Origin of the sequence: Rhodovulum sp. BSW8 (assembly GCF_003314725.1) — a bacterium.
Classification (GTDB): Bacteria; Pseudomonadota; Alphaproteobacteria; order Rhodobacterales; family Rhodobacteraceae; genus Rhodovulum; species Rhodovulum visakhapatnamense.
Window position 1 is genome coordinate 104,540 of sequence record NZ_QNVX01000006.1, and the last position, 23,825, is coordinate 128,364.

Genomic DNA, 23,825 nt, shown 5'->3' on the forward strand with positions numbered 1-23,825 from the left:
GATGATCGACCTCAACGACATCGCAGTCGCGAAGACCCGGCACGATCTCGCGGCGGTGAAGGAGCGGCTGGCATGCACCGCGGCCGACTGGCTGCCGGGGCTCTTTCCCGAGGCACGGCTCGCGCGCGACCGCCGTTCCTTGCGCTGCGCGGACCTTTCCGGGCGCCCGCCGCGCAAGGAGGGATCCTGCACCATCCACCTCGACGGACCCTATGCCGGCTGGGGCTTCGACTACGCCACCGGCGAGCGGGCCGGTCCCATCGACCTGATCGCGCAGGCGACAGGGCTCTGCGACGGCGCGCTCTTCGACGAGGCGGCGCGGTTGGCGGGGATAGACCATCCCGCGCCGCGGTCAGCGCCGTCGTCGACCATGCGCGCACGCCCGGACCATTCGGCCGAGATCGCGCGTCTTGTCGGCGGGGCGGTACCGCTCGCGGGCACGCCAGGCGAAACCTACCTGCACGCCCGCGGGCTGTCGGATCCCGGATCGCCCGACCTGCTGTTCCACCCCGATCTCCCGGACTTCGACAGCTGCCGGGGCTGGCCCGGCCTGATCGCGATCGTGCGGCTGCCGGACGGGGAGCGCGCACCGGGCATCCACCGCACGTTCCTGCTCGATGACGGCAGCGCCAAGGCGCCCCCGGGCAAGAAGATGCTCGGCAGCGTGAAGGATGCCGTGGTCCGGCTCTTCCCGATGTCCGAGGACGGCCACATCGGCATCGCCGAGGGTATCGAGACGGCGCTCGCTGCCCACGCGCTCTTCGGCACACCGGTTTGGGCAGCGCTGTCGGCCGACGGTCTGGCGCGGTTCCAGTGGCCCGAGGGCACCCGGCGCGTCACCATCTACGCCGATGCTGGGGACGCCGGCCGTCAGGCGGCCGCAACGCTCTCGGACCGCCTGAACCGGGCCGACATCCCGAACGAGATCGTTGCGCCGCTGCATGGCGACGATTTCAACGACGACTTTCTGCGAGGCGCTCGCGCCGAGGACTACGCGCGCCCGGCAGGCGCGACAGCGAGTAAGCAGGCCGCAGACCCCATCGACGCCGAGACGGCCACCCCCGTTGTCGCCTCCGCCGACGATCCCGCCACCTTGATCGCCGCGGCCGAGGCGTTGACCAACCCGCCCGAGTTCGAAGCGCTGTCCACGCTGCTCGGGCGCATCGCGCTGGCGAAGCTAGACCCGCTGCCCGAGCGGCAGGTCATCGCGCGGATCAAGTCCGCGACCGGGATCGGCATGTCGGTGCTGACCCAGCAGTTGGCCGAGCTTCGTCGCCGTGTGAACGCCACCGGCGATCCGCACGCGCCGATCCCGAAGCCCGCCTGGTTCAGGCGCCTTCGGCTCGATCTGGCCGGCGCGCCCGAGCGCAACGAGGCCAACGTCATCGTCGCGCTGACCTCAGATCCGGCCTTCGCCGGCGTGCTGGCCTTCGACGAGTTCGGGCAGGAGATCGTGGTGCGCCAGCCGCTGCCGTGGGACGCCGGAATCGCCTCCCTCCCGCGCTCCTGGGAGGACGCCGACGACATCCGCGCCGCCGAATGGCTGCAGCTGCGCGGCATCAACGTCGCGCCGGTGGTCGTGAGCCGCGCCGTCGGCGCCGTCGCCCGCGAGCTGCGCATCCATCCCGTCCGCGACTGGCTCGACACCCTGACATGGGACGGCACGCCCCGCATCGAGACCTGGTCCAGCACCTATCTCGGCGCCGAACCCACCGCGTTCCATCACACCATCGGCGCGCTCTGGCTGATCTCGGCCGTCGCCCGCATCTACCGACCCGGCGTGAAGGCCGACCACATGCTGATCCTCGAGGGGCCGCAGGGCGCGCGCAAGTCCACCGCGATCAAGGTGCTGGCCGGCGAGGAATGGTTCACCGACGAACTGCCGGAACTCGGCTCGAAGGACGCGGCGCTGCACATGCAGGGCGTCTGGATCGTCGAGATCGCCGAACTCGACGCTATCGGCCGCGCCGAGGTCTCGCGCATCAAGGCGTTCCTGACCCGCACCACCGACCGCTTCCGCCCGCCCTACGGCCGCTACACCGTCGAGGTGCCCCGGCAGTGCGTGTTCGCCGGCACCGTGAACCCCGACACCTATCTGCGCGACGAGACCGGCAACCGCCGCTTCTGGCCCCTCCGCTGCGGGGCCATCGACATCGCGGCGCTCGCGCGCGACCGGGACCAGCTCTGGGCCGAGGCCGTCCACCGTTTCCGCGCCGGCGCGATCTGGTGGATCAACGATCCGGCCCTGCTGGATGAGGCCCGCGAGGAACAGGACCGCCGCTACCAGTCGGACGCCTGGGACGACCTGATCGAACACTGGCTGACGCACGAGATCCGCACCGTCTCCGATGGCTTCCCCGACTATGGCAACTCCCGCACCGAGAGCGTGCCGCGCCCGGAGTCGCTGCGGGATGTGTCGGTTGGTGAGATCCTCGAGGAGGCCATCGGGCTCGAACCCGCGCGCTGGACGCGCGGGGACCAGATGCGCGTCTCGGCCTACCTCAAGGCGAACGGCTGGGAGCGGTACCGACGGCGCGACGAGGGCGGGCGCGAGGCGTCACGCGAGTGGCGATATCGGCGAGGTACGGGATAGGCCTCAGAAAGGTGGCAACCGGCCCTTACCGACCGCGTGGTCGCAGCCTCGTTACCGTTCGAACATCCTGTGCTACCGCAGTGCTCGCTTGGAGCCACTGCCGCATTTCTTGGAAAACCGGGTGGCTGCCGTCTGGGTCTGCTAGGGTCAAGAGTACTGCAAAAGGCACTCCTTCCGCGGGGAACTGCGCCTCAGCACGAACGAGGCTAGTAACCTCCAGACGCCATTGCGACGAGCTTCCTTTCTCAACAAATGTGCTCTCATACTGCTTGGCGGGCCACCATTTGAGGCCGTGGTCTATGAGCGCCTTCTCGGGTATCGCGAGATTGGTTGACTTGGGTAGGTAGCGGGCCGCGATCTGGTTCGTGAAGCGGACACTGCCATCGGAAGCGGGCTCCGGCTGACGCTGCTTCAGCGATGCCTCAAGATTGACGCGGACGAACTCGGCACCGAAGGCTGGATCAAGCGGTGGTGCGTAAACGAGCGTGATTTTGGCGAGGCCTGAGCAGCGTCCGTCTGTAACAAGGCTTTGTGGCCAACTGAACGGGAACCGGAGTATGACCGGCTTCTTCTCGCCAATGCTAAGGCGGCTTTGGAAAAGCAGCGTGATCTGGTGGTCGTCCGTTTCCAGCATCGTGGCGACGGCTCGCGGCCTGCCGAAACCCGCGAATTGCCGGCCAATGTCCTTGAGACCACGCTTCGTCAGTGGCTCGGGCATCGCCGTGTGATGCAGCAACATTGCCCGAAGCGCTTCGACAGACAAGCCGCCCTCGGTAGCGGTGTCGAGGCCTGCCAACGTACGCGCAACCAGCGGCGCGGCGAAACTCGTGCCGACGACGCTCTGCCTGCCGCCCGAAGGAGACAATGACGCAAGCCCGGTGGGCTTTCCGGGCCCACTCCCTCCTGTTCCGCCATAGCACGCGACATCGGGCTTGACACCAACTTGGAGACCGGGCCCGCGCGTCGTGTAAACGGTCGGCGCGTCGGCAATCTGATTGGTGTTTGGAGGATTGAGTGCGCCGACCGAGATCGACCTGACGCTCTCGGCGGGCTTGAAGATCGTGTCGGGTGAGGTTCGTGACGCGAAATAGTTGATGACGTCGACTGGACGCTTCTGCCAGGCGGAACGCGCCTGAGCGGGTGGCAGGTTCCCGGCAGAATTCACGAAGACCACGCCGTAGGTATCTGCGATCTGGTCGAGGCGAGAAGCGTAGATACTGTACCGGTGCCGCTCGACCGGCGCGACCGCGTTTATGGAGAGATTAAACACTCTGACGCCATGTTCGTTCTTCGCCTCTGCGACGGCCTGCTCGATCTCCTCTAGGAAGTCGGAGAAACCTCGACGATAACGAGCCATGAACGGACCGTTAGGGTACAGGGGTATGTCGTAGAGACGGCAGCCATTCGCCTCGGGCGCGACGTCAACGCTATTGAGCGTTTGCCCAATGGTCAGGAGTCCGGCGACGTTCGTGCCGTGGACCGCGTCATATTCTCCTGACGATAGATAATCGAACCGTCCCGCAACCCAGCCGTCAAGAACCGGCGCCACACCGGAGTCGATGACACCCACGATCGGGTAAGTCGATCGGCCCTCCGGAACGGGGATGGCAACCGGTTCGGCCGCGGCAGTGGCATCAGAACTTGAACGGTCGTCTGTCAGCTCGAGCAGAACAGGTGGCAAGATCGCACGCACCAAAGGATGCTTCTGGAGCGCAGTCAGGGTCGCCTCGTGTCGTTCCGGATTTCGGTCCATCGAAGAGAGGCTGATTTCCTGGCCTGAGTCGCTTCCAGCCACACCTCCTCGATTGTCGATCAGAGCGTCGACAGGCTGTGTGGTCAGCTGAACTTCGAGGACGGGGGTTCGTCCAACCTCAAAGGCGAGATAACTGCGCGCACCCAGGCCGAGAGACAATAACAGCCGCTCAAGTGAGCGCCGTAATGCGATCCGTCCGAGCGGGTCATCGGCGATCACCCGTTCGGCAGGCGTCTCGAAAAGTTCGACCTGATAGCCGGAGACTGCCCGAGGATCCTCGAGCGCCGCAAGTGCTGCTGCGGTAGAAAATGCACGTTTCTGCTCGGGAGGTGCGATTTCGATGGTCTCGATGGCGCCGACTTCTGCTCGCGCGATGGTCGGCGCCTTGTAAGGCTTATTGTCAACCCTCCGATACTTTGTCTCGACGGAGGCTTCAGCCTGCTCGATGCGCTGTCGCAGAGCTTTCAGGTAGATCAACGGAGCTCGAAAATAGAGCGTTCCGACCGCGTCTGCCCCTACACACGGGAATTGGTCGGGCTTGAACAGCCACCATACAGGTCGATAGGATTTTGCCAGTGCTTCGTTGCGCATCTGGATTTTCAGATACGCCGCAGGACCATAACGGCTCGCCCGAATCTCGTCGATGATCCAGTCGATTGCGGCCAGCAGCGAGTCCTTGTGGGCGACGAATGCCTTGTCCGCGTCCTCGAAAAAATCCTTGTTCCGCGGCGGCTGTCCCGGATCGGGCGCCTGATGAAAATCTCGATCGTTCAGGATGATCTGAACCGGATTATTGGGCATGCGACGCCTCCAGCAGTGGCAGATGGCGCTTCGCCTTCTTGAGGTCGCTCACCCGCGACTGGCCGTACCCCGTCGCCTCACCTATTTCGGTTTGCTTGAGCGAAAGCGTACCATCATTCGCGATCAGGCTGATAAAAGCTTCTTGATCGACGGCGAGGATGCGGGCCGCCACATGATCGTTCTGCGGTGCACGGGCTAGTACAGAACTCAAGGCACGGAACAATCCTGGCCCGTCATGAGATTCGCCGCTGAGCGCCAGCGTCCGTTTCACGGCCGTGCACACTCTTTCGATGTCGGCCCCCGTGCACCCCGCGAGACAATATGAGAATACCCTGAGGGTAGAGGCAGGCGGTTCGAGCGGTTGGAGGAACCGCGCAATCAGGCTTTCGCGGGCGGGCTCGTCCGGCTCGCCGAGTTGAAGATGCGTTTCGAAGCGACGCCAAACGGCTGGGTCCAGGAGCTTGTCATGGTTCGTAATAGCGATCGTGATTCCGAAGTTGCGCCGCTGATCGAGATTCTGCAGCAAGGTGTTGACCACGCGCTTGATCTCGCCGATCTCTTGCGGATCGTCCCGGAGCTTCGCGAGCGCGTCGAACTCGTCCAGCAGCAGAACGCAGGCGTATCGGTTGGCGAAGTCGAACAGGTTCGCAATATTGCGCGCGGTAGTGCCCAGAAACGATGATATCAGGCCGTCGATGCGTGCCACGACCAGAGGTAATCCTAACCGGACGGCGATATAGTGGGCGGTAATGGTCTTACCCGAACCAGGCGGCCCATAAATCAACAGAGAGCGCGTGGGCGACACACCTACCTCCTGCAGCGCGGCCTCGCTGGCCCATTCCCGCAGCAGACCCTCGACCGTTTCTGACACTACTGCCCTATAAACGGGCGCCAGGCCGTCCCGACCCGGAAAATCAACTGTGCACAACCGGGCCCCGGTCTCTCTATCGATCGGCGGGTTAACTCCCTGCTCGAGGACTTCCCCGGAGATATGGCCGCGCGACATCTCTACGCGGCTCGGAGCTAGTTCCTGTGTGTCGCGCGCGGCGGCGCGCAAGCGCTCTAACGTGGCGGCTTCCTTCGTCGCTCCGGCCTTCTCGAGGCGCTCACGAAGACGCAGCACCTGCTTGTCCACAGCCTCCGGATCCCCGGCCAGACCGGCCCGAACGATGCTCTGGATGACCGCGAAGTGCTCCATGTCGAAAATCCACCATCAGGTTTGCTAGTTGCCGATTCATATCGCTGGTAGCTCGAGCCTACAAGGCAAAATCCAAAAAATTATCTGCGATGCCTGAAAAAATATCGACACCACAGCCATCCTGATCGGACTCTGGACAAGATGGTGAGCGCCTCGCGTTCGGTGACGCTGCCAAGCGGGCGACGACCGCTTTGGCGGGCCCACTGCCAGTTCTCGTACCGCGCTGCCATCAGACCGCTTTCTCCGCCCACCCTGTCGTCCTCACTCAGCGTTTCAGTCGCTGCTCGGCTCTCGTCACGGCGCTCTGTCCCAACCTCCCCGGTGGTCCCAACCTTGTCCCAACCTCCCGAGGGGGTTGGGGACACGAAAAGACGTTCAAAAACAACGGTGTCCCCAACCTCACCCTGTGGTCCCAACCTTTTGCTACACATTCATGTGGGAGAACGGAAAAGGTCGGGAACATGTTTTTCTAAACGAAAAGAGAAGGACCCCCGTTGGGGACACCGAGGTTGGGACCACATCCGGTCAAGCCATTGGAGTAAAACAATAAAGGGTTGCCCCAACCCCCTCGAAGGTTGGGACCACGCGCTCGGAGGTTGGGACCGGGACGGGCAGCGCGTCGATCTTCGCCCGCCGCGTCGTCCCTGGTCGTTTTCGCTTTGGCCGGGGACCGCCGGATGCTACATCTTGCGGTGACCGAAGCCGAAGGCCCACAGCTTGTGAGCCTTCACGATGAACACACCGATCCCCGCGCAGGACCTGAGCCCCGAAACGGGCGCGATCTCCCGGTCCTGTATCCTCGCCCTCGATCTCGGCACCACGACCGGCTGGGCGCTTCGCAGCCATGACGGACTGATCACCAGCGGTACGGTCAGCTTTCGTCCCGGACGCTTCGACGGCGGCGGCATGCGATACCTCCGTTTCACCAACTGGCTGACCGAACTCGACCGTCTGTCCGGGCCCATCGCCGCGATCTGGTTCGAGGAGGTGCGCCGCCACGCTGGCACCGACGCGGCCCACATCTACGGCGGACTGATGGCAACCCTGACTTCTTGGGCCGAGCTGCGCGGCGTTCCGTACGAGGGTGTTCCGGTCGGCACAATCAAGCGCCACGCCACCGGCAAGGGCAACGCGCCCAAGGAGGCGATGATCGCCGCGGCGCGAGCACGAGGGTTCTCGCCCGCCGACGACAACGAGGCCGACGCCATTGCCATCCTGCACTGGGCGATCGAGACGAACGGGGGCCTGGGATGAGGTGGTACCCGAAAGGCTACGGCGGCACGCGCCGGGATCCGGATCAGGTGAAGCGCGATGGCTGGCATGACGAAGGCGTGCTCGCCGTCTCCGTCGACGACGACCGGCTGAAGTGGCCGGAGCGTGAGCTGGTCCGTCAGCTCGGGGAGAAGCTGTATGGACCTCGGGCGGGCGGCCGGGAGGCCGCGAATGGCTGAGTGGGCGCCCACCATGGTCGAGGACCGCCTTGAGAGCGCGGCCGACGTGTTCCGGTCGCTGCCCGAGGTGAAGCCGCAGGGCTACTTCAACGCCTGGCCCGAGTACTTCCACAGCTTCGCCGACAAGGTCGGCCAGGAGCCCCGAACCCGCAGGCCCAAACCCGGCCCGCGCGACATCACGCAGGCCGAGGATGCTCTGCTCTGGCTGCGCTGGCTCGATCCCGCCGATGCGCGCCTGCTCTGGCTCCGGGCGAACCGGAAACCGTGGAAACCGATCTGCTGGGAGCTGGGCATCAGCCGTGCCACCGCGAACCGTCGCTGGCAGTACGGGATAGCCGTGATCGTCTGGCGGTTGAACGGGAGGCGCGTGCCGCAGAAGCGGTCGATGGAGTTCGTGGTGGCGCACGCGTCGCACCGAGCCTGTCAAGGCACGACGGGCGCGTGAGACACTTTTCGGCGAGACACCGGACGGCGAGACGGATCGCCCTTCTGACGCTATCCATGGCGATATACTCGGGGTCGTGCGCTCGGACGGACCGGCGCTGATCCCGAGGTGGACACCGGGGCTGGCTTCCGGGGTCCAGCCGGGGTCCAGGCTGCCAAGCCGTTGTTTTTCGGTTCCTTTCTGGGCCGGAACGTATGCTGGCGGGCTTGGCGCGATATTTCGCCAGCGACAGGGCCGGATTTTTGGGAAGCCACCGGAGTCCAGCGTCCAGCCGCGACGCCACGAAACCCTCGTGAATTCAAACATCTGACCGGCCGCCCGGGGTGGATACCCAGCGGATGCCGGAGTCCAGCCGGAAACCGGTGCACCCCGCCGTGCCGGAGTCCACCCGGCGGATGCCGATCGACCATCGACAGGAACCTTCATGACCCTCGCCTTCGCCCCCGAGCGGATCGAGACCTGGCCTCTTGCGCGCCTGCAGCCCTACGCGAAGAACGCGAAGGTGCACGGGGCCGACCAGGTCGCGAAGATCGCCGCCAGCATGGCCGAGTTCGGCTGGACGGTACCCTGCCTCGTCGGCGAGGACGGCGAGCTGATCGCGGGCCACGGGCGCGTACTCGCTGCGACGCAGCTCGGACTGACCGAGGCGCCGGTGATCGTGCTGGGCCATCTGACCGAGGCGCAGCGGCGGGCCTACCGGATCGCGGACAACAAGCTGACGGAACTCGGCAGCTGGGACGAGGCGCTTCTCTCGGCCGAGCTGCAGGACCTGCTCGCTGACGACTACGACCTGTCGCTGGTGGGCTTCTCGGATGGCGAGCTGGACAAGCTCTTGACCTTCGATCCGGACGGGGGCGGTGAAGAAGAAGGTGGCGCCGGCGGCTCGGTGCCGCCGGTGACCATCCCCGAGCCTCCCCGCAATCCGGCTTCGCGCACGGGCGATCTGTGGATCCTCGGCGACCACTGGCTGCTCTGCGGCGACAGCACGAACCACGACGACGTGCGTCGTTTGATGAACGGCGAGCGCGCGGTGCTGTTCGCCACCGACCCGCCATATCTCGTGGACTACGACGGCTCGAACCATCCGACGCGGAACAAGGATTGGTCCGCCTCCTACGGCACGACCTGGGACGACAGCTCGCAGGGCGCGGACCTCTACGACGGCTTCATCGAGGCGGCGGTTGCGGAGGCGATCACCGAGGATGCCGCCTGGTACTGCTGGCACGCCTCGCGCCGCCAGGCGATGCTCGAGGCCTGCTGGGAGAAGGCCGGCGCCTTCGTCCATCAGCAGATCATCTGGGTGAAGGACCGCGGGGTTCTCACCCGCTCGCACTACCTCTGGAAGCACGAGCCCTGCTTCATGGGCTGGCGCCGCCCGAACCGGCCGCCGAAGGTGGCGGAGCAGACGCTGCCGTCCACATGGGAGATGCCGTCTTTCGCCAAGGACGAGCGCCCCGATCACCCAACGCCGAAACCGCTCGACGCCTTCGGCATCCCGATGCGCCAGCACGTCGCCCGTGGCGGCCTCTGCTACGAGCCCTTCTCCGGCTCCGGCTCGCAGATCATGGCGGGCGAGGCCAACGGCCGCCGCGTCTGCGCGATGGAGATCAGCCCGGCCTATGTCGATGTCGCCGTGGAACGCTGGCAGGCCGAGACCGGCCGCGACGCGATCCTCGACGGCGATGGTCGGACCTTCGCCGAGGTGAAGGCCGAGCGGCTGGGCGAGACTCCGGCCGCTGCCGAGGGGGCCCACGCGGCCTGACGACGTGGATGGCGTGGCTCTACCTTCCGCCGGCCTGCCTGCCGGAGCCGGCGACGCGTGCCTGTTCGGCCTCTCGCTCTGCTCCGGCGCCGGCGGGCTCGACCTCGGGCTGCACCTCGCATGCCCCGGTTATCGCACTGTGGGTCACGTCGAGCGGGATGCCTACGCCGCGGCCATCCTCGTGGCGCGGATGGAAGACGCGTCCCTGGATCACGCGCCTGTCTGGGACGACGTTGCCAGTTTCGACGGCCGCCCGTGGCGCGGCGCGGTGGACATCGTCACTGCGGGCTATCCGTGCCAGCCGTTCTCCGTCGCGGGCAAGCGCCGGGGCGCGGACGACCCGAGGCACCTCTGGCCCCATGTCGCCCGCGTCATTGGCGAATGCGAGCCGCCCTTCGTGTTCCTCGAGAACGTCGCCCATCATCTCCGCCTCGGCTTCCCCGAAGTCGCCAGCGGACTGGTCGGCATGGGCTACCGCCTTGCGGCGGGCCTCTTCACGGCGGCGGAAGTCGGCGCGCCCCATCGGCGCGAGCGGCTCTTCATCCTCGCCCACCGCGAGCGCGACCACCTGGCCGACCCCGCGCGCCTGCTCGGGGACCCGCTCGAGCGGAGGCAACCGGACGGAGATGATGCGGCTCTGGCCGACGCCGCTGGCGGGCGACAGCAAGGGCACGCGGAACTCGACGAGCAATCGCAGCGAGACGGCGCGCCCGCGCAACGACGGGTCCACGCTCTGCGACGCGACCCGGCTCTGGATGACGCCGACGGCGCGCGATCACAAAGACGGGGCGACGAGCCTCGCGAACACGCCGGTGAACGGGCTGCTTGGCCGCCAGGTCCTGGTGACGCCGATGGCTGGCGCGCATTCCTGCGACACGCCCCGGACCTTGAACCCGCTGTTCGTCGAGGCGCTGATGGGCTGGCCCACCGGGTGGACCGGCTTCGGCTCTGTGGCAACGGCGTGGTCCCTCTGGTCGCGGCGCATGCGCTGCGAACTCTGGCAGCTGAACTGCTGGCCGATGGATGAGGGGGCACGATGAAGCAGAGCCGGGCCATGTCGCTGGTCGAGGCGGTCGCGAACGTGGCGGTTGGCTACGGCGTCGCGGTCTTGACGCAGATCCTGATCTTCCCGGTATTCGGGCTGCACACGACGCTCGCGCAGAACCTGAAGATGGGGGCGGTGTTCACGCTGGTGAGCATCGCACGATCCTTCGCCCTGCGGCGGGTGTTCGAGACGATCCGGGTGCGGATGACGTCCGAAGGGTCGGCTCGCGGCGGTCTCAACGGTGACGCCACACCTTGACGGCCGAAACCAGCAGGATCGCGGCAAGCATCGGCAGCAGGATCTCGCCGGGGGCGATGCCCAGCAGGCGCCCGCCGATCCAGGCGCCGAGGATCGACCCTGCCGCCATGACGACGAGGAAGGCGCGGTTTCGTGCGAGGACCGAGAAACTGCGATCCTGGCTGTAGCGGGCGAAGCCGACAAGCATGGTCGGAAGGCTGATGGCGAGCGACAGAGATCCCGCCAGCTTGATGTCGGCCCCGAAGAGAAGAACCAGCGTCGGGATCAGCAACTCGCCCCCGGCGACACCGAGCAGCGAGGCGACGACGCCGATGACGAACCCTGCGGCGAGGCCGGCCAGCACCTTTCCGACGCCGCTCAGCAGCGGCTCGCCCGCCGTGACGTCGTGGCCGAAGACAAGGGCTGCCGCGATCACGACCAGCAGCGCGGCGATCACCTTGTAGAGGCTTTCGGTGGCGATGCGGGTTGCCCAGCCGGCGCCGAGCCACGCGCCCAGAAGACTGCCGCCGAGCAGGTTGAGAACGATCGACCAGTGCGCAAGGATGGCGTCCACCGGCACGGTTTCGGTTCGGAAGATCAGCGCCGTCGCGACCACGACGAGGCTGACCGCCTTGTTGAGGATGACCGCCTCGAGGGCAGCGAAGCGGAAGAGGCCGATGAGCAGAGGCAGCCGGAACTCGGCTCCGCCGAGGCCGATGAGCCCGCCAAGCGTGCCGATCACCGCGCCGGCCGCAAACGCCTCCGGCAGACGTCGCCCCGATTCCCGTGCTGTACTCTCCTGCGTCATGTGCCGGGTTCTAAAGGGAAACGGGCCGGTGTGCAGCACGTGATCGGTTGGCCCCATGGAGGGAAGCTCTTTCCGGCGCAGCCTTACGATGGCTGACGGCCGTGACCGCCGTTCGACCGAAGCACCGCCGCCCCATTCGGGACGGCGGCATCGAGACCTTCGCGGTGTGCGGCGTCAGTCGCGCGGCAGGCTGTAGACCCGCCCGCGGCCATCCATCTTCTCGGAAGTGACTTCGAGCCCGAGCTTCTTCTTGAGCGCGCCGGCGAAGGCGCCTCGGACCGTGTGCGGCTGCCATCCGGTTTCGGCGACGATCTCGTCGATGGTCGCGCCGCCGTCGGCGCGGAGCATCTCGATCAGCTTTGCCTGCTTGGTGCCCGCGCGCGGTGTGCGCGCCTTGGGCGCGGGGTCGGCCTCCGCGGGAGCGTCCTGCGTGGGCTCCGCGCTCGGCGTTTCGTCGGCGCACGTGGGCGCGCTGTCGCGGCTTTCCGACTCGACGCCGATGGCGGCGAGGCCCGCGTCCGTGATGTGCAGGAGGATGGCGCGGCCGTGTTCGTCGTTGCGCCAGATCCGGTTGAGGGCGGCGTCGGCCTTGGTCTGGCTGTCGGTCGCCGTCTCGGCGATCAGCCCGCGCTTCAGCAGTGCGCCGACCACCTTGGTGGCGGCCCCGCCGCGGAGCGAGCCGGGAAGCGGCAGGACGTTGCGGTCCTCGCGTTGCGCGGCGGCGCTGAGGATCACGAGCTGGGTGTCGGAAAGCTTGGTCATCTGGGGGTCTCCGGTTTCGGGGACGCGACCGTCGCGACCCTCCTACGACCCCGAGCCGCGCAGGGCGCGCGGCGGGAGTTCCGGCAGCGCCGGAGATCAGCGGGCGTGTTCGCCTTCGCCGAAAGCGCTGTCGGTGATGCGCTTCAGGAGGCTGGCGTAGTGTTCGAGGATGCCGACATGGCCCCAGTTGATCTCGTCGGGGTGGGCGCTGAAGTGGTCGTCGCTCAGCGCCTGCAGCCGGGCGAGCCTCTCGTCGATCTCGGCCTTCTTGCCGATGAAGGCCGCGAGCGCGGCTTCCTTGTTCCGGCGCGCCCTCTCGGCGCGGGCCTCAAAGCGCGGGGTGGTGATCGGGTTCAGGCGGGTCGTCATCGTGGTGGCTCCTTGGTGAGTTGCATCGTCCTCGTGGGATGGACGTTCGCTCTATCCGCGAGGCTTATCAACGGCATAAGCATCTGACTTTGAATGATAATCGGGGCTGGCGATGCGGGGCATGAGCGAGCGCCAGTACGCCGCCCATGTCGGGCTGTCGCGCGGCGCGATCCAGAAGGCGAAGGCTGCCGGTCGGCTCGTCCTGCACGAGGACGGCAGCATCAACGCGGTCGCCAGCGACGCGCGGCGGGCGGAGACGACGGACCCGTCGAAGACCCGCAAGCCGCCTGCGCCGAAGCTGAAACCCGTGCCCGAGGCCGCCGTCGCCGCCGTGGGCGACACACTACGCGAACAGGGGCTGTACTCCCCGGCCGTCGGCGGCGGCACCACGTTCCTGCAGGCCAAGACCGCGAACGAGGTGCTGAAGGCGCAGGAGCGGCGTATCCGGCTCCAGAAGCTGAAGGGGGAACTGGTCGACCGTGCGCGGGCAGAGACGCTGATGTTCCGGCTCGCGCGCGACGAGCGCGATGCGTGGGTGACGTGGCCGGCGCGGGTTGCCGCGCTGATGGCCTCGGAACTCACCGCGGCGCTGGGGGACGGGTGCGAGGTGGAGGCGGCGCTGATGCAGAAGGTTCTGGAGTCCCATGTCCGCGCCCAGCTCGACAGCCTCGCGGAGATCCGACCCGGGCTTGGGTGAGAACGTCTTCGGGTTCGACGGCGCCGCCGCGCTGATCCGCGCCTGGTCGCGGGGCCTGCGTCCCGACCCGGACCTGACCGTCTCGAGTTGGGCCGACCGCCACCGGAAACTCGCCTCGCGCGCCTCGGCCGAGCCGGGGCAGTACCGGACCGCGCGCACGCCCTACATGCGCGAGATCATGGACCGGCTCTCGCCTGGCGATCCCACGCAGCGGATCGTGTTCATGAAGGCCGCGCAGGTCGGCGCGACCGAGGCCGGCAACAACTGGATCGGCTTCGTCATCCACCAGGCGCCGGGGCCGATGCTGGCGGTCCAGCCGACGGTGGAACTGGCCAAGCGGAACTCGCGCCAGCGAATCGACCCGCTGATCGACGAGAGCCCGGACCTGCGGGAGCGGGTGAAGCCCGCCCGCTCGCGGGATGCGGGCAACACGATGCTGTCGAAGGAGTTTGCCGGCGGCATCCTGATCATGACCGGGGCCAACTCGGCGGTGGGGCTGCGCTCGACCCCGGCGCGGTACATCTTCCTCGACGAGGTCGACGCCTATCCCGCCTCGGCCGACGAGGAAGGCGACCCGGTCACGCTAGCCGAAGCGCGGTCGCTGACCTTCGCACACCGGCGCAAGGTCTTCCTGGTCTCGACCCCGACGATCCGGGGGCTGAGCCGGATCGAGCGGGAATATGAGGCGAGCGACCAGCGGCGGTTCTTCGTGCCGTGCCCGCATTGCGACGCGCTGCAATGGCTGAAGTTCGAACGGCTGCGCTGGAAGAAAAGGCGCCCGGAGACGGCCGAGTATCTCTGCGAGGGCTGCGAGCGGCCGATCGCGGAGCACCACAAGACGAGGATGCTCGAGCGCGGCGAGTGGCGTGCGACCGCCACGGCCGCCGATCCGGCGACGGTCGGCTACCACCTGTCGGCGCTCTACTCGCCGGTGGGTTGGCTCAGCTGGCAGCGGATCGCGCAGGCGCATGAGGCGGCACGGGGCAGCGACGAGGCGATGCGGGCGTTCCGGAACACCATCCTCGGCGAGACCTGGATGGAGACCGGCGAAGCGCCCGACTGGCAGCGGCTAGCCGACCGGCGTGAAGCCTGGTCCCCAGGCACGGTGCCCGAGCGCGGTCTGTTCCTGACCGCGGGCGCCGACGTGCAGAAGGACCGGATCGAGGTCGACCTCTGGGCCTGGGGCCGCGGGCTGGAAAGCTGGCTCGTCGATCATCTCGTGCTCGAAGGCGGGCCCGGCGATCCGGCCTGCTGGCAGCAGCTGACGGATCTGCTGGGACGGACTTGGACGCATGCGTCGGGTCAGCCGATGGCGCTCGCCCGGCTCGCGATCGATACAGGCTACGAGACCAGCGCGGTCTATGCATGGTCGCGCCAGGTAGGGTTCGCGCAGGTTGCGCCGGTGAAGGGCGTCGAGGGGTTCACCCGGACGAGCCCGGTGACCGGGCCGACCTATGTCGACGCGACCATCGCCGGCAAGCGGCTGCGGCGCGGGGCGAGGCTCTGGACCGTGGCGACGTCGACCTTCAAGGCCGAGACCTATCGCTTCCTGCGGCAGGACCGGCCGACGAAAGAGGAACAGGTGGCGGGCGCGCTGTGCCCGCCCGGCACGATCCACCTGCCGGACTGGGCGGACGGCGAATGGCTCAAGCAGCTGACCGCCGAGCAGCTGGTGACGGTGAAGGGCAAGCGTGGCTTCACGCGGCTCGAATGGCAGAAGCTCCGCGAGCGCAACGAGGCGCTGGACACCCGCGTCTATGCCCGCGCGGCCGCGTGGATCCTCGGGGCGGATCGGTGGCCCGAGGCGCGGTGGGCCGATCTGGAAGCGCAGCTCGGGGTGGCGAAGCAGGACGGATCCGAACCCGGTCCGGCAACGGCGCCGGCCGTCCCGACACGAACGATGCAGCGCCGGCGCACGGTGCGCTCGAACTACATGAGGTGATCCATGGCCACGGCCGCAGAGCTCCGCGCCCGCCGCGACGCGCTGACCGCGCAGCGGTCCTCGGGCGTGGCGCGGGTCAGCTACGACGGCAAGACCGTGGACTATCGCAGCGTCGCCGAGATCGACCGGGCCATCGAAGCGCTGGATCGCGAGATCGCCGCGGCCGAGGGGCGTCGGATCGTCCGGCAGGTCCGCGTGATGACAGCGAAGGGGCTCTGATCCATGGGCCTCTTCGACCGTTTCCGCCATCGCCCGACCCGCGGCCCCGCTGCCGTGCGCGCTCGTCTCGAAGGCGCCATGGCCAAGCGGCGCTTGCGGGGATGGAACCCACCGCTAGAGAACATCAACGCGTTGGTCGCATCAGGTGGACCCAAACTGCTGGCGCGCTCGCGCGAACTTGTGGTGACCAACGGCTATGCCGCCAATGCCTGCGAGGCTTTTGCCGCAAACCTTGTGGGTGACGGGATCAAACCGTCCTCGCTCATCACGGATGCGGCGCTGCGCGACAAGGTCCAGAAGCTCTGGCTCGCCTGGACGGACGAGGCGGATGCCGATGGGCTGACCGATTTCTACGGTCTGCAGGCCATGGTCGCGCGCGAGATGTTCGTGGCCGGCGAATGCTTCGTCCGGCTGCGCCCACGCCGGGCCGAGGACGGTCTGCTGGTGCCGCTGCAGCTGCAGCTTCTCCAGTCGGAAATGCTGCCCTTCGAGAAGACGGAGACGGCTGCGAACGGCAACCGCATCCGCTGCGGGATCGAGTTCGACGCGATCGGCCGGCGCGTGGCCTACCACTTCCGCCGGCGCCATCCGGGCGACAGCACCGATCAGGGCGCAGTGATCCCGGAGACGGTGCGCGTGCCGGCGGCGGATGTGCTGCACATCTATCGCCCCATCGACGCGGGCCAGATCCGGGGACTCCCGCATATCGCACCCGCGATGGTGCGGCTGTTCCTCCTGGACCAGTACGACGACGCCGAACTCGACCGGAAGAAGACCGCGGCGATGTTCGCGGGTTTCATCACCAAGACCGCGCCGGAAGAGCCCATGATGGGGGAGGCCGAGGCGGATCTCGACGGCACGGCCATTGCGAGCCTCGAGCCCGGCACGATGCAGGTGCTGCTGCCGGGCGAGGACGTGAAATTCTCTTCGCCCGCGGATGTCGGCGGCGGCTATGAGGCGTTCCAGTACCGCACGCTGCTGGCGGTCTCCGCCTCGCTCGGGCTGCCCTATCACCTCGTCACCGGCGATGTCCGGCAGGCGAACTACTCGAGCCTCAGGGCGGAGCTCGTCGAGTTCCGCCGCCGCATCGGCCAGCTGCAGCATGGCGTGATCGTGCACCAGCTCTGCCGCGCGGTGTGGCAGTGCTGGCTGGAGACGGCGGTGCTGTCGGGCGCGCTCGACGCCGATCCCGCGACGGTGCGGCCGGTGCAATGGATCCCTCCGCGCTGGGACTGGGTCGATCCGCTGAAGGACATCCAGGCGCAGGTCCTGGCGATGGAGGCTGGCATCACCTCGCGGCGCAAGGTGGTCGAGGCGACCGGCTACGACGTCGAGGAAGTGGACCGCGAGAACGCCGCCGACGCCGCGCGCGCGACAGTTCTCGGCCTGCGCTACCGCACGAGTCCCGGCGAGACGCAGGGCGCCCGCGCGACGCCTGCAACGCGGGCCGAGCCCAACAATGGCGCCGGCAACGATACGGACGACGGCGCCGCGGCGACCGATCCGGCCACCGAACAGGAGTGACGACATGGCAAGCTGGTATGCGATCCGCGCCCGGGGGACCGGTGCGGAAGTGGCGATCTATGACGAGATCGGCGCCTACGGGGTCTCGGCGAAGGGCTTTCTCGCGGAGCTGGGCGCGCTGCCCGAGGGCACGCCCGTCGATCTGCGGCTGAACAGCCCCGGCGGCTCGGTCTTCGACGCGGTCGCGATCCACAACGCGATCAAGCGCCACGAGGGCACCGTCACGGTCTGGATCGACGGCATCGCCGCTTCGGCCGCCTCCTACATCGCGATGGCGGGCGACGAGATCGTCATGCCCGAGAACGCCTTCCTGATGATCCACGACCCGGCTGGCCTCGCGATGGGGACGGCCGAGGACATGCGCGCCATGGCCGAGGCGCTCGACAAGGTGAAGGGCAGCCTCGTCTCGGGCTACGCCGCGAAATCCGGCCGGACGCCGGAGGAGGTCTCCGCGCTCATGGCGACCGAGACCTGGTTCGACGCCGCCGACGCCGTGGCGCAGGGCTTCGCCGACAGGCTGATCGAGCCCGTCCGGATCGCCGCGCGCTTCGACATCGGGCGCTTCCGCAATGCGCCGCCGGTGCTGGTCGAAGTGATCGAGGCTGAGCCGGAGCCAGACGGCGAAATCGACGACGCCGCGACCGATGCGGAAACTGCCGACACAGAGACCGCGGAGAACGATGAAGTCTCCGACGCCGAGGACGATCCGGCCGTTCCCTACGCCTCGGAGCCGCCGGCCGAGACGCCACCGCCCAGCGGCGCGCCGCCGGATCCTGCCGTGATCCGGGCCGAGGCCATCGGCCACGCCCGGGCCGTCGTCGACCTCTGCCGCCTCGCGGGCCAGCCGCAGATGGCCGGCCGCTTCCTCGAAGAGAACGCGAGCCTCGCCGAGGTGCGCGCGGCACTCCTCGCCGCCAAGGCCGAGGCTGAGCCCGAGATCGCGCCCCATCACCCGCAGCCCGGCCGGTCCTCGGCCGCGCGCCCCTGGGGCGAGGTCGTCGCCCGCACCTTCAAGCTGAAAGGATGACACCATGACCACGCTGAATGAGGCCACGCACCCCGGCGGCTTGCTCGTTTGGGAAGCCTTCCGCGACTACACCCGCGAGACGATCACAGTCGCCGCCGGCACGCTCGAGCCCGGCACGGTGCTCGGCAAGATCACCGCCTCGGGTAAGTACGCCGCCCACGACCCGGCCGCCGTCGACGGCACCGAGACCGCCGTCGCCGTGCTCTGGGGCACGGCGGATGCGTCCGGTGGCGATGCGCCGGCCGTCGCGGTCGTTCGCGGGCCTGCCATCGTCAATCGCCACGATCTCGTCTTCGCCGGTACGCCCAGCGAGGCCGAGATCGCGGCTGCGCACGCCGCGCTCCTCGCTGCGGGCATCCTCGTCCGCTGACCCAATCCCTGCAGGAGGCATCCTCATGGCCACCATGGACATCTTCGAAGGCGATGCCTTCACCATCGTCGAGCTCACGCGCGCGCTCGAGAACATCCCCTACAAGCCCGCGCTGCTCTCGGGCTCGGCCCTCTTCAGCCCGCGCGGCGTGCGCTCCCGCACCGTCGTGATCGAGAGCCGCGACGGCACGCTGTCGCTCATTCCGTTCTCCGAGCGCGGCTCGGCCTACGAACAGCAGGTGCCCGACCGACGCGAGATGCGCGCCTTCGTCTGCCGCCAGTTCAAGAAGCAGGACGTGCTCTGGGCCTCCGAGATCCAGTCGGTCCGCGACTTCGGCTCCGAGAGCGCGACCCAGCAGGTGCAGACCGAGGTCGCGTATCGGCTGCGCAAACTCCGCCAGGATGCCGAGACCACCTTCGAATACCACCTCCTGAACGGTATCCAGGGGTTGGTGAAGGATCCGAAAGACCACGCCACGGTGGTGAACTACTTCACGGAGTTCGGTATCACGCCTGCGGCCGAGATCGACTTCGACCTCGACAACGCGAGCCCGGCCTCCGGGGCGCTGCGCAAGCGCTGCCAGGCGCTCATCGAGAGCGTCGAGGAGTCGATGGGCGGGCTCTCGGCCGGCGCCGTGCAGGTCCGCGCCGAATGCGGTTCGGCCTTCTTCGCCGATCTCGTGGCCCACAAGGAGGTGCGGGAGACCTATCTCAATACCGCCGCCGCGGCCGATCTGCGAGGGCGTGTCGCCGACGAGGTCAGCTTCGGCGGCATCACCTTCCGCCGCTACCGGGGCGGGGTCGGCTTCACGGTCCCGACCGACAAGGCGTACTTCTATCCCGAAGGCATCGAGGGGCTCTTCGAGATCTACTACGCCCCGGCCGACACCTTCGAGACGGTGAACACGCTGGGCCAGCCGCTCTATGCCCGGACGATCCCCGACCGGGACCGCGACGAATGGGTGCGGCTGGAGATCGAGAGCAACCCGCTGCCTATCTGCACTCGCCCGCAGGTGCTGCGCTCGGCACGACGGACCTGACGGGTCAGAGCGTGACGCTGTATCGGGCGTGAAGATCGCTGAGATGCCGGACTAGCCAGTCGGTCGGTTCGGTGTCCTGCCAGAAGCGCCAGAGTTCCGGATAGCTCATCGCCTCGAACACCGGTGATGATCCTGCCACGCGCGCCCTGAACTCGTCGATCTCCTCACGATGGGCCACGAACTCGGGACCGGCATCCGGGTTCGCGGGCTCCCAGAACAGATAGAGCAGCGTCACGGGGCGGTCTGGAAAGGTCCGAGCCAGACCGAACGCATGCTTGATGAGCTGTGCAGCGTCGAGCCAGGTGTAATGGTCCGGGCGATCCCGGAGGCGCAGCATTTCGCGAAAGAATCCTTGGTCGCGCCGCGCGTCCCTGATCTGCTCCTCGTAGGCGGGCGAGAATTCAGCCCGGTGGGCCGACAGGTGTTCGGTCAGCTTGGACTCGATCCCGACCACGCCGCCGGGGCCCGACAGCACGACGTCGAGGTTGGGAGCGCGGCCGCCGCGGAGTCCGGTGGGGCATTTCCTTTCGAAGAGAAGATCGTCGAAACCGGCACCCATCGGCATGGCGAGGTCGGCGATCCGGCTCCGAAACGGCGCGAAGCAGTTGACTGCCAGCCCGGATGAAGAATGCGCTGCCCGGAACTTGGTCTGCAGCTCATTGCCGTCTCCGGACGACAGGTCTGCTTCGAAATCCTCCGGCAACACCTGCGGAAGAAGGGTGTCGCGGAAATCTGCAGCATAGCCTTTCGGGTCGAGGGACGTGTCCGGGTGCTGGCGCATGAACGCCTCTGACAGCGCCTGAACGGCTCGGACCCTCGTCGGGCGCTCTGAAATCGATTCCTGTTTCATGGGAGCAGTATAGCCATGACCAGCGCGTTCGCATCCGCCCTCGACGCGCTCTTCGCGGATGCGCATCTCGCGCGCGACATCGTCTACATCGCTGAGGGCGGCGCGCCGTCGCTGGTCCGCGCCATCCTGCGGCGCCCCGACGACGTCACCAGTTTCGGCGAGGCGCGGATCTGGTCGGAGAGCTTCCGGCTCGATCTGCGCCTTTCCGAAGTGGCCAACCCGCGTCCCGGTGACCGGATCGAGATCGACGGCGAAGCCTTCCTCATCCAGGGCGAACCCGTTCGCGACCGCGAGCGGCTCGTCTGGAATGTCGACCTGCGCCCGGCCTGACCGCGATGAAGCTGAAGCTCGACATCACGCCGGACCTCGTCGCCGCTATGGCCGCCGAGGTGAAGGCCGGCGAGAAGGCCGTCACCGCCGCCATGCGAGAAGCGGGCACCGGGCTGAAGACCGCCTGGCGCAGCCAGATCACCGGCGCGGGGCTGGGACGCCGGCTCGCCAACTCGATCCGGAGCCAGACCTACCCGAAGGCCGGCGAGAGCCTGAACGCCGCGGCGCTGGTCTGGTCCAAGGCGCCGGTCATCGTGGGCGCGCATGACACCGGTCCGCTAATCCGCTCCAAGGACGGGTTCTGGCTGGCGATCCCGCTGCCCGCGGCGGGCAAGTCCCTGCGCGGCGGTAGGATCACGCCCGGCGAATGGGAGCGCCGCCGCGGCCTGCGCCTGCGCTTCGTCTACCGCCGCACCGGACCGAGCTTGCTGGTCGCGGAGGGGCGGCTGAACACGAAGGGCCAGGCGGTTGTGTCGCGCTCGAAGACCGGGCGCGGAAAGGTCACCGCGCCGATCTTCCTGTTGGTGCCGCAGGTCAAGCTGCCAAAGCGGCTCGATCTGGATCGCGACGCCGGGCAGGCGCTGGACAGGGTGCCGGGTCTGATCGTGGCGAATTGGGTTGAGGGGCGGCTTGGATGAGTGCGCAACCATTGGAAGAAACCGCCGGACGCTCGACGGAGCGCATTATTCAGCGCCCACCCATTTCAACACAGCAAGTGCCTCTGGCGAACTACGAACGCGAAGCTTGATTTCCCCGCGTGACGTTTCTTCCGAAGCGGGAAAGCGCTCTTTGGTCTTGCCCGGATCAATAAGCCCTGCATTCAAGGCAGGCTTCCGAAAGTACCACAGGACCCACTTCTGATTCAGGACCGCTGAAAACAGCCAGTCGCCCTTGGCTTCGAAACGAAGTTCTCGTTCTATGTAACCATGTCCGGCCGGGCGCACCGTGGTCCCGCCACGAAAATGAGCATGGGCAAAGGTCAAATAGGCGTCGCGGACGGCAGCATCGATGGCTGTTGCCGCTCGTAGCTGTTCTTCGAGTCTATGCGGATCAAGCAGCATCTTTCCTCCCACCGCTTGGTTCCGCGCGGCCTTCATTAATCCAAACACCCTCGAAACAAACGTCAAGCGCGGAGTCGCGTGACAGATATGCCCACACCACGTGAAACCATCCTCGCCGCGCTGCACACGCGTCTCTCGGCGCTGCCCGCCACGGCCCTGCGGGGCGAGGTACTGCCCGAGCGCATCCCGACCGAGGGACTGCTGATCCTGCGCGACGGCGAGCCTGGGGAGCCCGAAGTCACGCTGTCGCCGCTGGCCTATCACTACCAGCACCGGGTGGAGATTGAGGCGGTCGTGCAGGGTGCCGACCGTGACACCGCCTTCGACACTTTGACCGCCAGCATCGGCACGGCGCTCGCCGCCGACCGGACGCTGGGCGGGGTCTGCGACTGGGTGGAGGCGGAAGCGCCGCGGCCGGTCGATCTGCCGGTTGACGGCGCGGCCGGCCTGAAGGCCGCCGTGATCCCGGTGGTGCTTCACTACACAACGGCCGACCCGCTCGGCTGATCCCGACAACCCGAGGAGAACACCATGGCACGAGCCCAGGGGGCGCGGGCGCTGATGGCGCTTGCGTTCGAGACGACCTATGGAACGCCGCCCGCCAGCGGCTTCACCCGCATGCCCTTCGCCAGCACGTCGCTCGGCGCGGAGCAGCCGCTGTTGAACTCGGAACTGCTAGGCTACGGCCGCGATCCGCTGGCGCCGATCAAGGATGCGGTGACGGCAGACGGCGATGTCGTCGTCCCGCTCGACGCGGAGGCCTTCGGCTTCTGGCTGAAGGCGGCCTTCGGGGCGCCGACCACGACCGGCATCGGTCCCTGGACGCACGAGTTCCAGTCGGGGTCCTGGACTCTGCCGAGCATGTCGATCGAGACCGGCATGCCCGAAGTGCCGCGCTATGCGATGTATTCCGGCTGCGTTCTGGACCAGGTCACCTGGCAGATGCAGCGCTCGGGCCTCCTGACCGCAACGGCGCGGCTGGTGGCGCAGGGCGAGACGGTCGGAACGACCACCAGCGCCGGAACACCTACCGCGCTGGAGCTGAAGCGCTTCGGCCATTTCAACGGCGCGATCAGCCGGAATGGCAGCGCCCTCGGCAATGTGGTCTCCGCCGAGATCACCTACGCCAACAACCTCGACCGGATCGAGACCATCCGCTCGGACGGGCGCATCGACGGGGCGGACCCGTCCATCGCGGCGCTCACCGGCCGGATCGAGGTGCGCTTCGCCGACCAGACGCTGGTGACGCAGGCGATCAATGGCGAGGCCTGCGAGATGGAGTTCGCCTACGTCCTGCCGTCCGGCGAGAGCTTCGCCTTCACCGTGCACGCCGTCTACCTGCCGCGCCCGCGGATCGAGATTTCCGGGCCGCAGGGGGTGCAGGCGACCTTCGACTGGCAGGCGGCCCGCGACAGCGTCGTCGGCCGGATGTGCACAGCAACCCTCGTGAACGATGTGGAGACCTTGTCTTAAGAATACCCCCGGTTCCCGTGCGATACGGGAGCCGCTGTCCGGCACCTCAAATATGCCGGACAGCGGCGG

25 protein-coding genes and 1 pseudogene are annotated in these 23,825 nt (G+C 67.5%); 19 read left to right on the forward strand and 7 right to left on the reverse strand.

The genetic code is table 11. From position 1 onward, the window contains the following. Position 1: 1 nt before the first annotated feature. Positions 2 to 2,593: a VapE domain-containing protein gene (locus DSD19_RS05630; protein WP_113668853.1), complete on the forward strand. Its 2,592-nt coding sequence runs from the start codon at positions 2 to 4 to the stop codon at positions 2,591 to 2,593. A 25-nt stretch (positions 2,594 to 2,618) separates the two neighbouring features. Here the strand turns inward: DSD19_RS05630 and DSD19_RS05635 are convergent, their stop codons facing one another. Both DSD19_RS05635 and DSD19_RS05640 read right to left on the reverse strand, forming a co-directional pair. Next, positions 2,619 to 5,147 (reverse strand): S8 family peptidase, encoded by a 2,529-nt coding sequence (locus DSD19_RS05635; RefSeq protein ID WP_113668854.1) that lies wholly within the window; start codon positions 5,145 to 5,147, stop codon positions 2,619 to 2,621. Continuing rightward, entirely contained in the window at positions 5,137 to 6,345 is a 1,209-nt protein-coding gene (locus DSD19_RS05640; RefSeq protein ID WP_113668855.1) for an ATP-binding protein, read from the reverse strand. The genes DSD19_RS05635 and DSD19_RS05640 overlap by 11 nt, the downstream gene beginning before the upstream one ends. A 732-nt stretch (positions 6,346 to 7,077) precedes the next feature. Here DSD19_RS05640 and DSD19_RS05645 point away from each other — a divergent pair. The 7 genes and pseudogenes from DSD19_RS05645 (at position 7,078) to DSD19_RS05670 (ending at position 11,306) form a co-directional block, all read left to right on the forward strand. Further along, positions 7,078 to 7,599 (forward strand): crossover junction endodeoxyribonuclease RuvC, encoded by a 522-nt coding sequence (locus DSD19_RS05645; RefSeq protein ID WP_113668856.1) that lies wholly within the window; start codon positions 7,078 to 7,080, stop codon positions 7,597 to 7,599. Continuing rightward, on the forward strand, positions 7,596 to 7,796 hold the full coding sequence (locus tag DSD19_RS05650) for a hypothetical protein (RefSeq protein WP_113668857.1): 201 nt from the start codon (positions 7,596 to 7,598) through the stop codon (positions 7,794 to 7,796). The genes DSD19_RS05645 and DSD19_RS05650 overlap by 4 nt, the downstream gene beginning before the upstream one ends. After that, positions 7,789 to 8,241, forward strand: coding sequence for a DUF6362 family protein (locus tag DSD19_RS05655; protein ID WP_113668858.1), 453 nt, complete (start codon positions 7,789 to 7,791; stop codon positions 8,239 to 8,241). Before DSD19_RS05650 ends, DSD19_RS05655 begins: the two co-directional genes overlap by 8 nt. A 424-nt stretch (positions 8,242 to 8,665) precedes the next feature. Further along, positions 8,666 to 10,003 (forward strand): site-specific DNA-methyltransferase, encoded by a 1,338-nt coding sequence (locus tag DSD19_RS05660; protein ID WP_113668859.1) that lies wholly within the window; start codon positions 8,666 to 8,668, stop codon positions 10,001 to 10,003. A 13-nt stretch (positions 10,004 to 10,016) separates the two neighbouring features. Continuing rightward, positions 10,017 to 10,511 (forward strand): annotated as a pseudogene (locus DSD19_RS22230) (DNA cytosine methyltransferase); the annotation flags it as partial. 121 nt (positions 10,512 to 10,632) lie between these two features. Next, positions 10,633 to 11,043 (forward strand): hypothetical protein, encoded by a 411-nt coding sequence (locus DSD19_RS22235; RefSeq protein ID WP_243627729.1) that lies wholly within the window; start codon positions 10,633 to 10,635, stop codon positions 11,041 to 11,043. Then, the gene (locus tag DSD19_RS05670) at positions 11,040 to 11,306 is read left to right on the forward strand and encodes a hypothetical protein (RefSeq protein WP_113668861.1); all 267 of its coding nucleotides are present in this window, start codon (positions 11,040 to 11,042) and stop codon (positions 11,304 to 11,306) included. Before DSD19_RS22235 ends, DSD19_RS05670 begins: the two co-directional genes overlap by 4 nt. Here DSD19_RS05670 and DSD19_RS05675 read toward each other — a convergent pair. From DSD19_RS05675 to DSD19_RS05685, 3 genes are all read right to left on the reverse strand, one after another. Further along, on the reverse strand, positions 11,284 to 12,150 hold the full coding sequence (locus tag DSD19_RS05675; RefSeq protein ID WP_243627726.1) for a sulfite exporter TauE/SafE family protein: 867 nt from the start codon (positions 12,148 to 12,150) through the stop codon (positions 11,284 to 11,286). The genes DSD19_RS05670 and DSD19_RS05675 overlap by 23 nt on opposite strands. Before the next feature lie 117 nt (positions 12,151 to 12,267). Continuing rightward, positions 12,268 to 12,855: a DUF3489 domain-containing protein gene (locus tag DSD19_RS05680; RefSeq protein WP_113668862.1), complete on the reverse strand. Its 588-nt coding sequence runs from the start codon at positions 12,853 to 12,855 to the stop codon at positions 12,268 to 12,270. Positions 12,856 to 12,951: 96 nt separating this feature from the next. Beyond that, positions 12,952 to 13,224 (reverse strand): hypothetical protein, encoded by a 273-nt coding sequence (locus DSD19_RS05685; protein WP_113668863.1) that lies wholly within the window; start codon positions 13,222 to 13,224, stop codon positions 12,952 to 12,954. Between the two features lie 112 nt (positions 13,225 to 13,336). On the opposite strand from DSD19_RS05685, the gene DSD19_RS05690 reads away from it, so the two are divergent. From DSD19_RS05690 to DSD19_RS05720, 7 genes are read left to right on the forward strand one after another with little or no spacing between them, the layout of a single operon-like run. Next, positions 13,337 to 13,921 carry a hypothetical protein gene (locus DSD19_RS05690; protein WP_113668864.1) on the forward strand — a complete coding sequence of 195 codons (585 nt, stop codon included), beginning with the start codon at positions 13,337 to 13,339 and terminating at the stop codon, positions 13,919 to 13,921. Beyond that, positions 13,869 to 15,863: a phage terminase large subunit family protein gene (locus tag DSD19_RS05695; protein WP_113668865.1), complete on the forward strand. Its 1,995-nt coding sequence runs from the start codon at positions 13,869 to 13,871 to the stop codon at positions 15,861 to 15,863. Before DSD19_RS05690 ends, DSD19_RS05695 begins: the two co-directional genes overlap by 53 nt. 3 nt (positions 15,864 to 15,866) lie before the next feature. Continuing rightward, on the forward strand, positions 15,867 to 16,082 hold the full coding sequence (locus DSD19_RS05700; protein ID WP_113668866.1) for a phage head-tail joining protein: 216 nt from the start codon (positions 15,867 to 15,869) through the stop codon (positions 16,080 to 16,082). A gap of 3 nt (positions 16,083 to 16,085) precedes the next feature. Then, positions 16,086 to 17,606 (forward strand): phage portal protein, encoded by a 1,521-nt coding sequence (locus DSD19_RS05705; protein WP_243627728.1) that lies wholly within the window; start codon positions 16,086 to 16,088, stop codon positions 17,604 to 17,606. 4 nt (positions 17,607 to 17,610) lie between these two features. Continuing rightward, positions 17,611 to 18,633, forward strand: a complete 1,023-nt coding sequence (locus DSD19_RS05710) for a head maturation protease, ClpP-related (RefSeq protein WP_165828054.1) — start codon at positions 17,611 to 17,613, stop codon at positions 18,631 to 18,633. 4 nt (positions 18,634 to 18,637) lie between these two features. Further along, complete coding sequence (locus DSD19_RS05715) at positions 18,638 to 19,003, forward strand: head decoration protein (protein ID WP_113668868.1); 366 nt, start codon at positions 18,638 to 18,640, stop codon at positions 19,001 to 19,003. Positions 19,004 to 19,028: 25 nt separating this feature from the next. Next, entirely contained in the window at positions 19,029 to 20,042 is a 1,014-nt protein-coding gene (locus tag DSD19_RS05720) for a major capsid protein (protein WP_113668869.1), read from the forward strand. A gap of 4 nt (positions 20,043 to 20,046) precedes the next feature. Here DSD19_RS05720 and DSD19_RS05725 read toward each other — a convergent pair whose 3' ends face one another. After that, a complete protein-coding gene (locus tag DSD19_RS05725; protein WP_113668870.1) occupies positions 20,047 to 20,892 on the reverse strand; it encodes a hypothetical protein in 846 nt (281 codons plus the stop codon). Positions 20,893 to 20,907: 15 nt separating this feature from the next. On the opposite strand from DSD19_RS05725, the gene DSD19_RS05730 reads away from it, so the two are divergent. Together DSD19_RS05730 and DSD19_RS05735 are read left to right on the forward strand one after the other, a co-directional pair. Next, a complete protein-coding gene (locus DSD19_RS05730) occupies positions 20,908 to 21,222 on the forward strand; it encodes a hypothetical protein (protein ID WP_113668871.1) in 315 nt (104 codons plus the stop codon). Positions 21,223 to 21,227: 5 nt separating this feature from the next. After that, positions 21,228 to 21,860, forward strand: coding sequence for a DUF6441 family protein (locus DSD19_RS05735; protein ID WP_113668872.1), 633 nt, complete (start codon positions 21,228 to 21,230; stop codon positions 21,858 to 21,860). Positions 21,861 to 21,905: 45 nt separating this feature from the next. Here DSD19_RS05735 and DSD19_RS21385 read toward each other — a convergent pair whose 3' ends face one another. Continuing rightward, the gene (locus tag DSD19_RS21385) at positions 21,906 to 22,283 is read right to left on the reverse strand and encodes a hypothetical protein (protein ID WP_133260367.1); all 378 of its coding nucleotides are present in this window, start codon (positions 22,281 to 22,283) and stop codon (positions 21,906 to 21,908) included. Between the two features lie 87 nt (positions 22,284 to 22,370). On the opposite strand from DSD19_RS21385, the gene DSD19_RS05740 reads away from it, so the two are divergent. Continuing rightward, positions 22,371 to 22,790 (forward strand): acyl-CoA transferase, encoded by a 420-nt coding sequence (locus DSD19_RS05740; protein WP_113668873.1) that lies wholly within the window; start codon positions 22,371 to 22,373, stop codon positions 22,788 to 22,790. Between the two features lie 24 nt (positions 22,791 to 22,814). Then, positions 22,815 to 23,756: a phage tail tube protein gene (locus DSD19_RS05745; protein WP_113668874.1), complete on the forward strand. Its 942-nt coding sequence runs from the start codon at positions 22,815 to 22,817 to the stop codon at positions 23,754 to 23,756. Positions 23,757 to 23,825: the final 69 nt, after the last annotated feature.

What these genes read in the sequence shown, in the direction of transcription:
- DSD19_RS05730 (WP_113668871.1), top strand. Translation starts at nt 20,908, where the DNA reads ATGACCAGCGCGTTCGCATCCGCCCTCGACGCGCTCTTCGCGGATGCG.
- DSD19_RS22235 (WP_243627729.1), top strand. Translation starts at nt 10,633, where the DNA reads ATGCGGCTCTGGCCGACGCCGCTGGCGGGCGACAGCAAGGGCACGCGG.
- DSD19_RS05640 (WP_113668855.1), bottom strand. Translation starts at nt 6,345, where the DNA reads ATGGAGCACTTCGCGGTCATCCAGAGCATCGTTCGGGCCGGTCTGGCC.
- DSD19_RS21385 (WP_133260367.1), bottom strand. Translation starts at nt 22,283, where the DNA reads ATGCTGCTTGATCCGCATAGACTCGAAGAACAGCTACGAGCGGCAACA.
- DSD19_RS05705 (WP_243627728.1), top strand. Translation starts at nt 16,086, where the DNA reads ATGGGCCTCTTCGACCGTTTCCGCCATCGCCCGACCCGCGGCCCCGCT.
- DSD19_RS05740 (WP_113668873.1), top strand. Translation starts at nt 22,371, where the DNA reads ATGCCCACACCACGTGAAACCATCCTCGCCGCGCTGCACACGCGTCTC.
- DSD19_RS05680 (WP_113668862.1), bottom strand. Translation starts at nt 12,855, where the DNA reads ATGACCAAGCTTTCCGACACCCAGCTCGTGATCCTCAGCGCCGCCGCG.
- DSD19_RS05645 (WP_113668856.1), top strand. Translation starts at nt 7,078, where the DNA reads ATGAACACACCGATCCCCGCGCAGGACCTGAGCCCCGAAACGGGCGCG.
- DSD19_RS05630 (WP_113668853.1), top strand. Translation starts at nt 2, where the DNA reads ATGATCGACCTCAACGACATCGCAGTCGCGAAGACCCGGCACGATCTC.
- DSD19_RS05715 (WP_113668868.1), top strand. Translation starts at nt 18,638, where the DNA reads ATGACCACGCTGAATGAGGCCACGCACCCCGGCGGCTTGCTCGTTTGG.
- DSD19_RS05725 (WP_113668870.1), bottom strand. Translation starts at nt 20,892, where the DNA reads ATGAAACAGGAATCGATTTCAGAGCGCCCGACGAGGGTCCGAGCCGTT.
- DSD19_RS05720 (WP_113668869.1), top strand. Translation starts at nt 19,029, where the DNA reads ATGGCCACCATGGACATCTTCGAAGGCGATGCCTTCACCATCGTCGAG.
- DSD19_RS05745 (WP_113668874.1), top strand. Translation starts at nt 22,815, where the DNA reads ATGGCACGAGCCCAGGGGGCGCGGGCGCTGATGGCGCTTGCGTTCGAG.
- DSD19_RS05685 (WP_113668863.1), bottom strand. Translation starts at nt 13,224, where the DNA reads ATGACGACCCGCCTGAACCCGATCACCACCCCGCGCTTTGAGGCCCGC.
- DSD19_RS05650 (WP_113668857.1), top strand. Translation starts at nt 7,596, where the DNA reads ATGAGGTGGTACCCGAAAGGCTACGGCGGCACGCGCCGGGATCCGGAT.
- DSD19_RS05670 (WP_113668861.1), top strand. Translation starts at nt 11,040, where the DNA reads ATGAAGCAGAGCCGGGCCATGTCGCTGGTCGAGGCGGTCGCGAACGTG.
- DSD19_RS05735 (WP_113668872.1), top strand. Translation starts at nt 21,228, where the DNA reads ATGAAGCTGAAGCTCGACATCACGCCGGACCTCGTCGCCGCTATGGCC.
- DSD19_RS05695 (WP_113668865.1), top strand. Translation starts at nt 13,869, where the DNA reads ATGTCCGCGCCCAGCTCGACAGCCTCGCGGAGATCCGACCCGGGCTTG.
- DSD19_RS05660 (WP_113668859.1), top strand. Translation starts at nt 8,666, where the DNA reads ATGACCCTCGCCTTCGCCCCCGAGCGGATCGAGACCTGGCCTCTTGCG.
- DSD19_RS05675 (WP_243627726.1), bottom strand. Translation starts at nt 12,150, where the DNA reads ATGGGGCCAACCGATCACGTGCTGCACACCGGCCCGTTTCCCTTTAGA.
- DSD19_RS05635 (WP_113668854.1), bottom strand. Translation starts at nt 5,147, where the DNA reads ATGCCCAATAATCCGGTTCAGATCATCCTGAACGATCGAGATTTTCAT.
- DSD19_RS05710 (WP_165828054.1), top strand. Translation starts at nt 17,611, where the DNA reads ATGGCAAGCTGGTATGCGATCCGCGCCCGGGGGACCGGTGCGGAAGTG.
- DSD19_RS05690 (WP_113668864.1), top strand. Translation starts at nt 13,337, where the DNA reads ATGCGGGGCATGAGCGAGCGCCAGTACGCCGCCCATGTCGGGCTGTCG.
- DSD19_RS05655 (WP_113668858.1), top strand. Translation starts at nt 7,789, where the DNA reads ATGGCTGAGTGGGCGCCCACCATGGTCGAGGACCGCCTTGAGAGCGCG.
- DSD19_RS05700 (WP_113668866.1), top strand. Translation starts at nt 15,867, where the DNA reads ATGGCCACGGCCGCAGAGCTCCGCGCCCGCCGCGACGCGCTGACCGCG.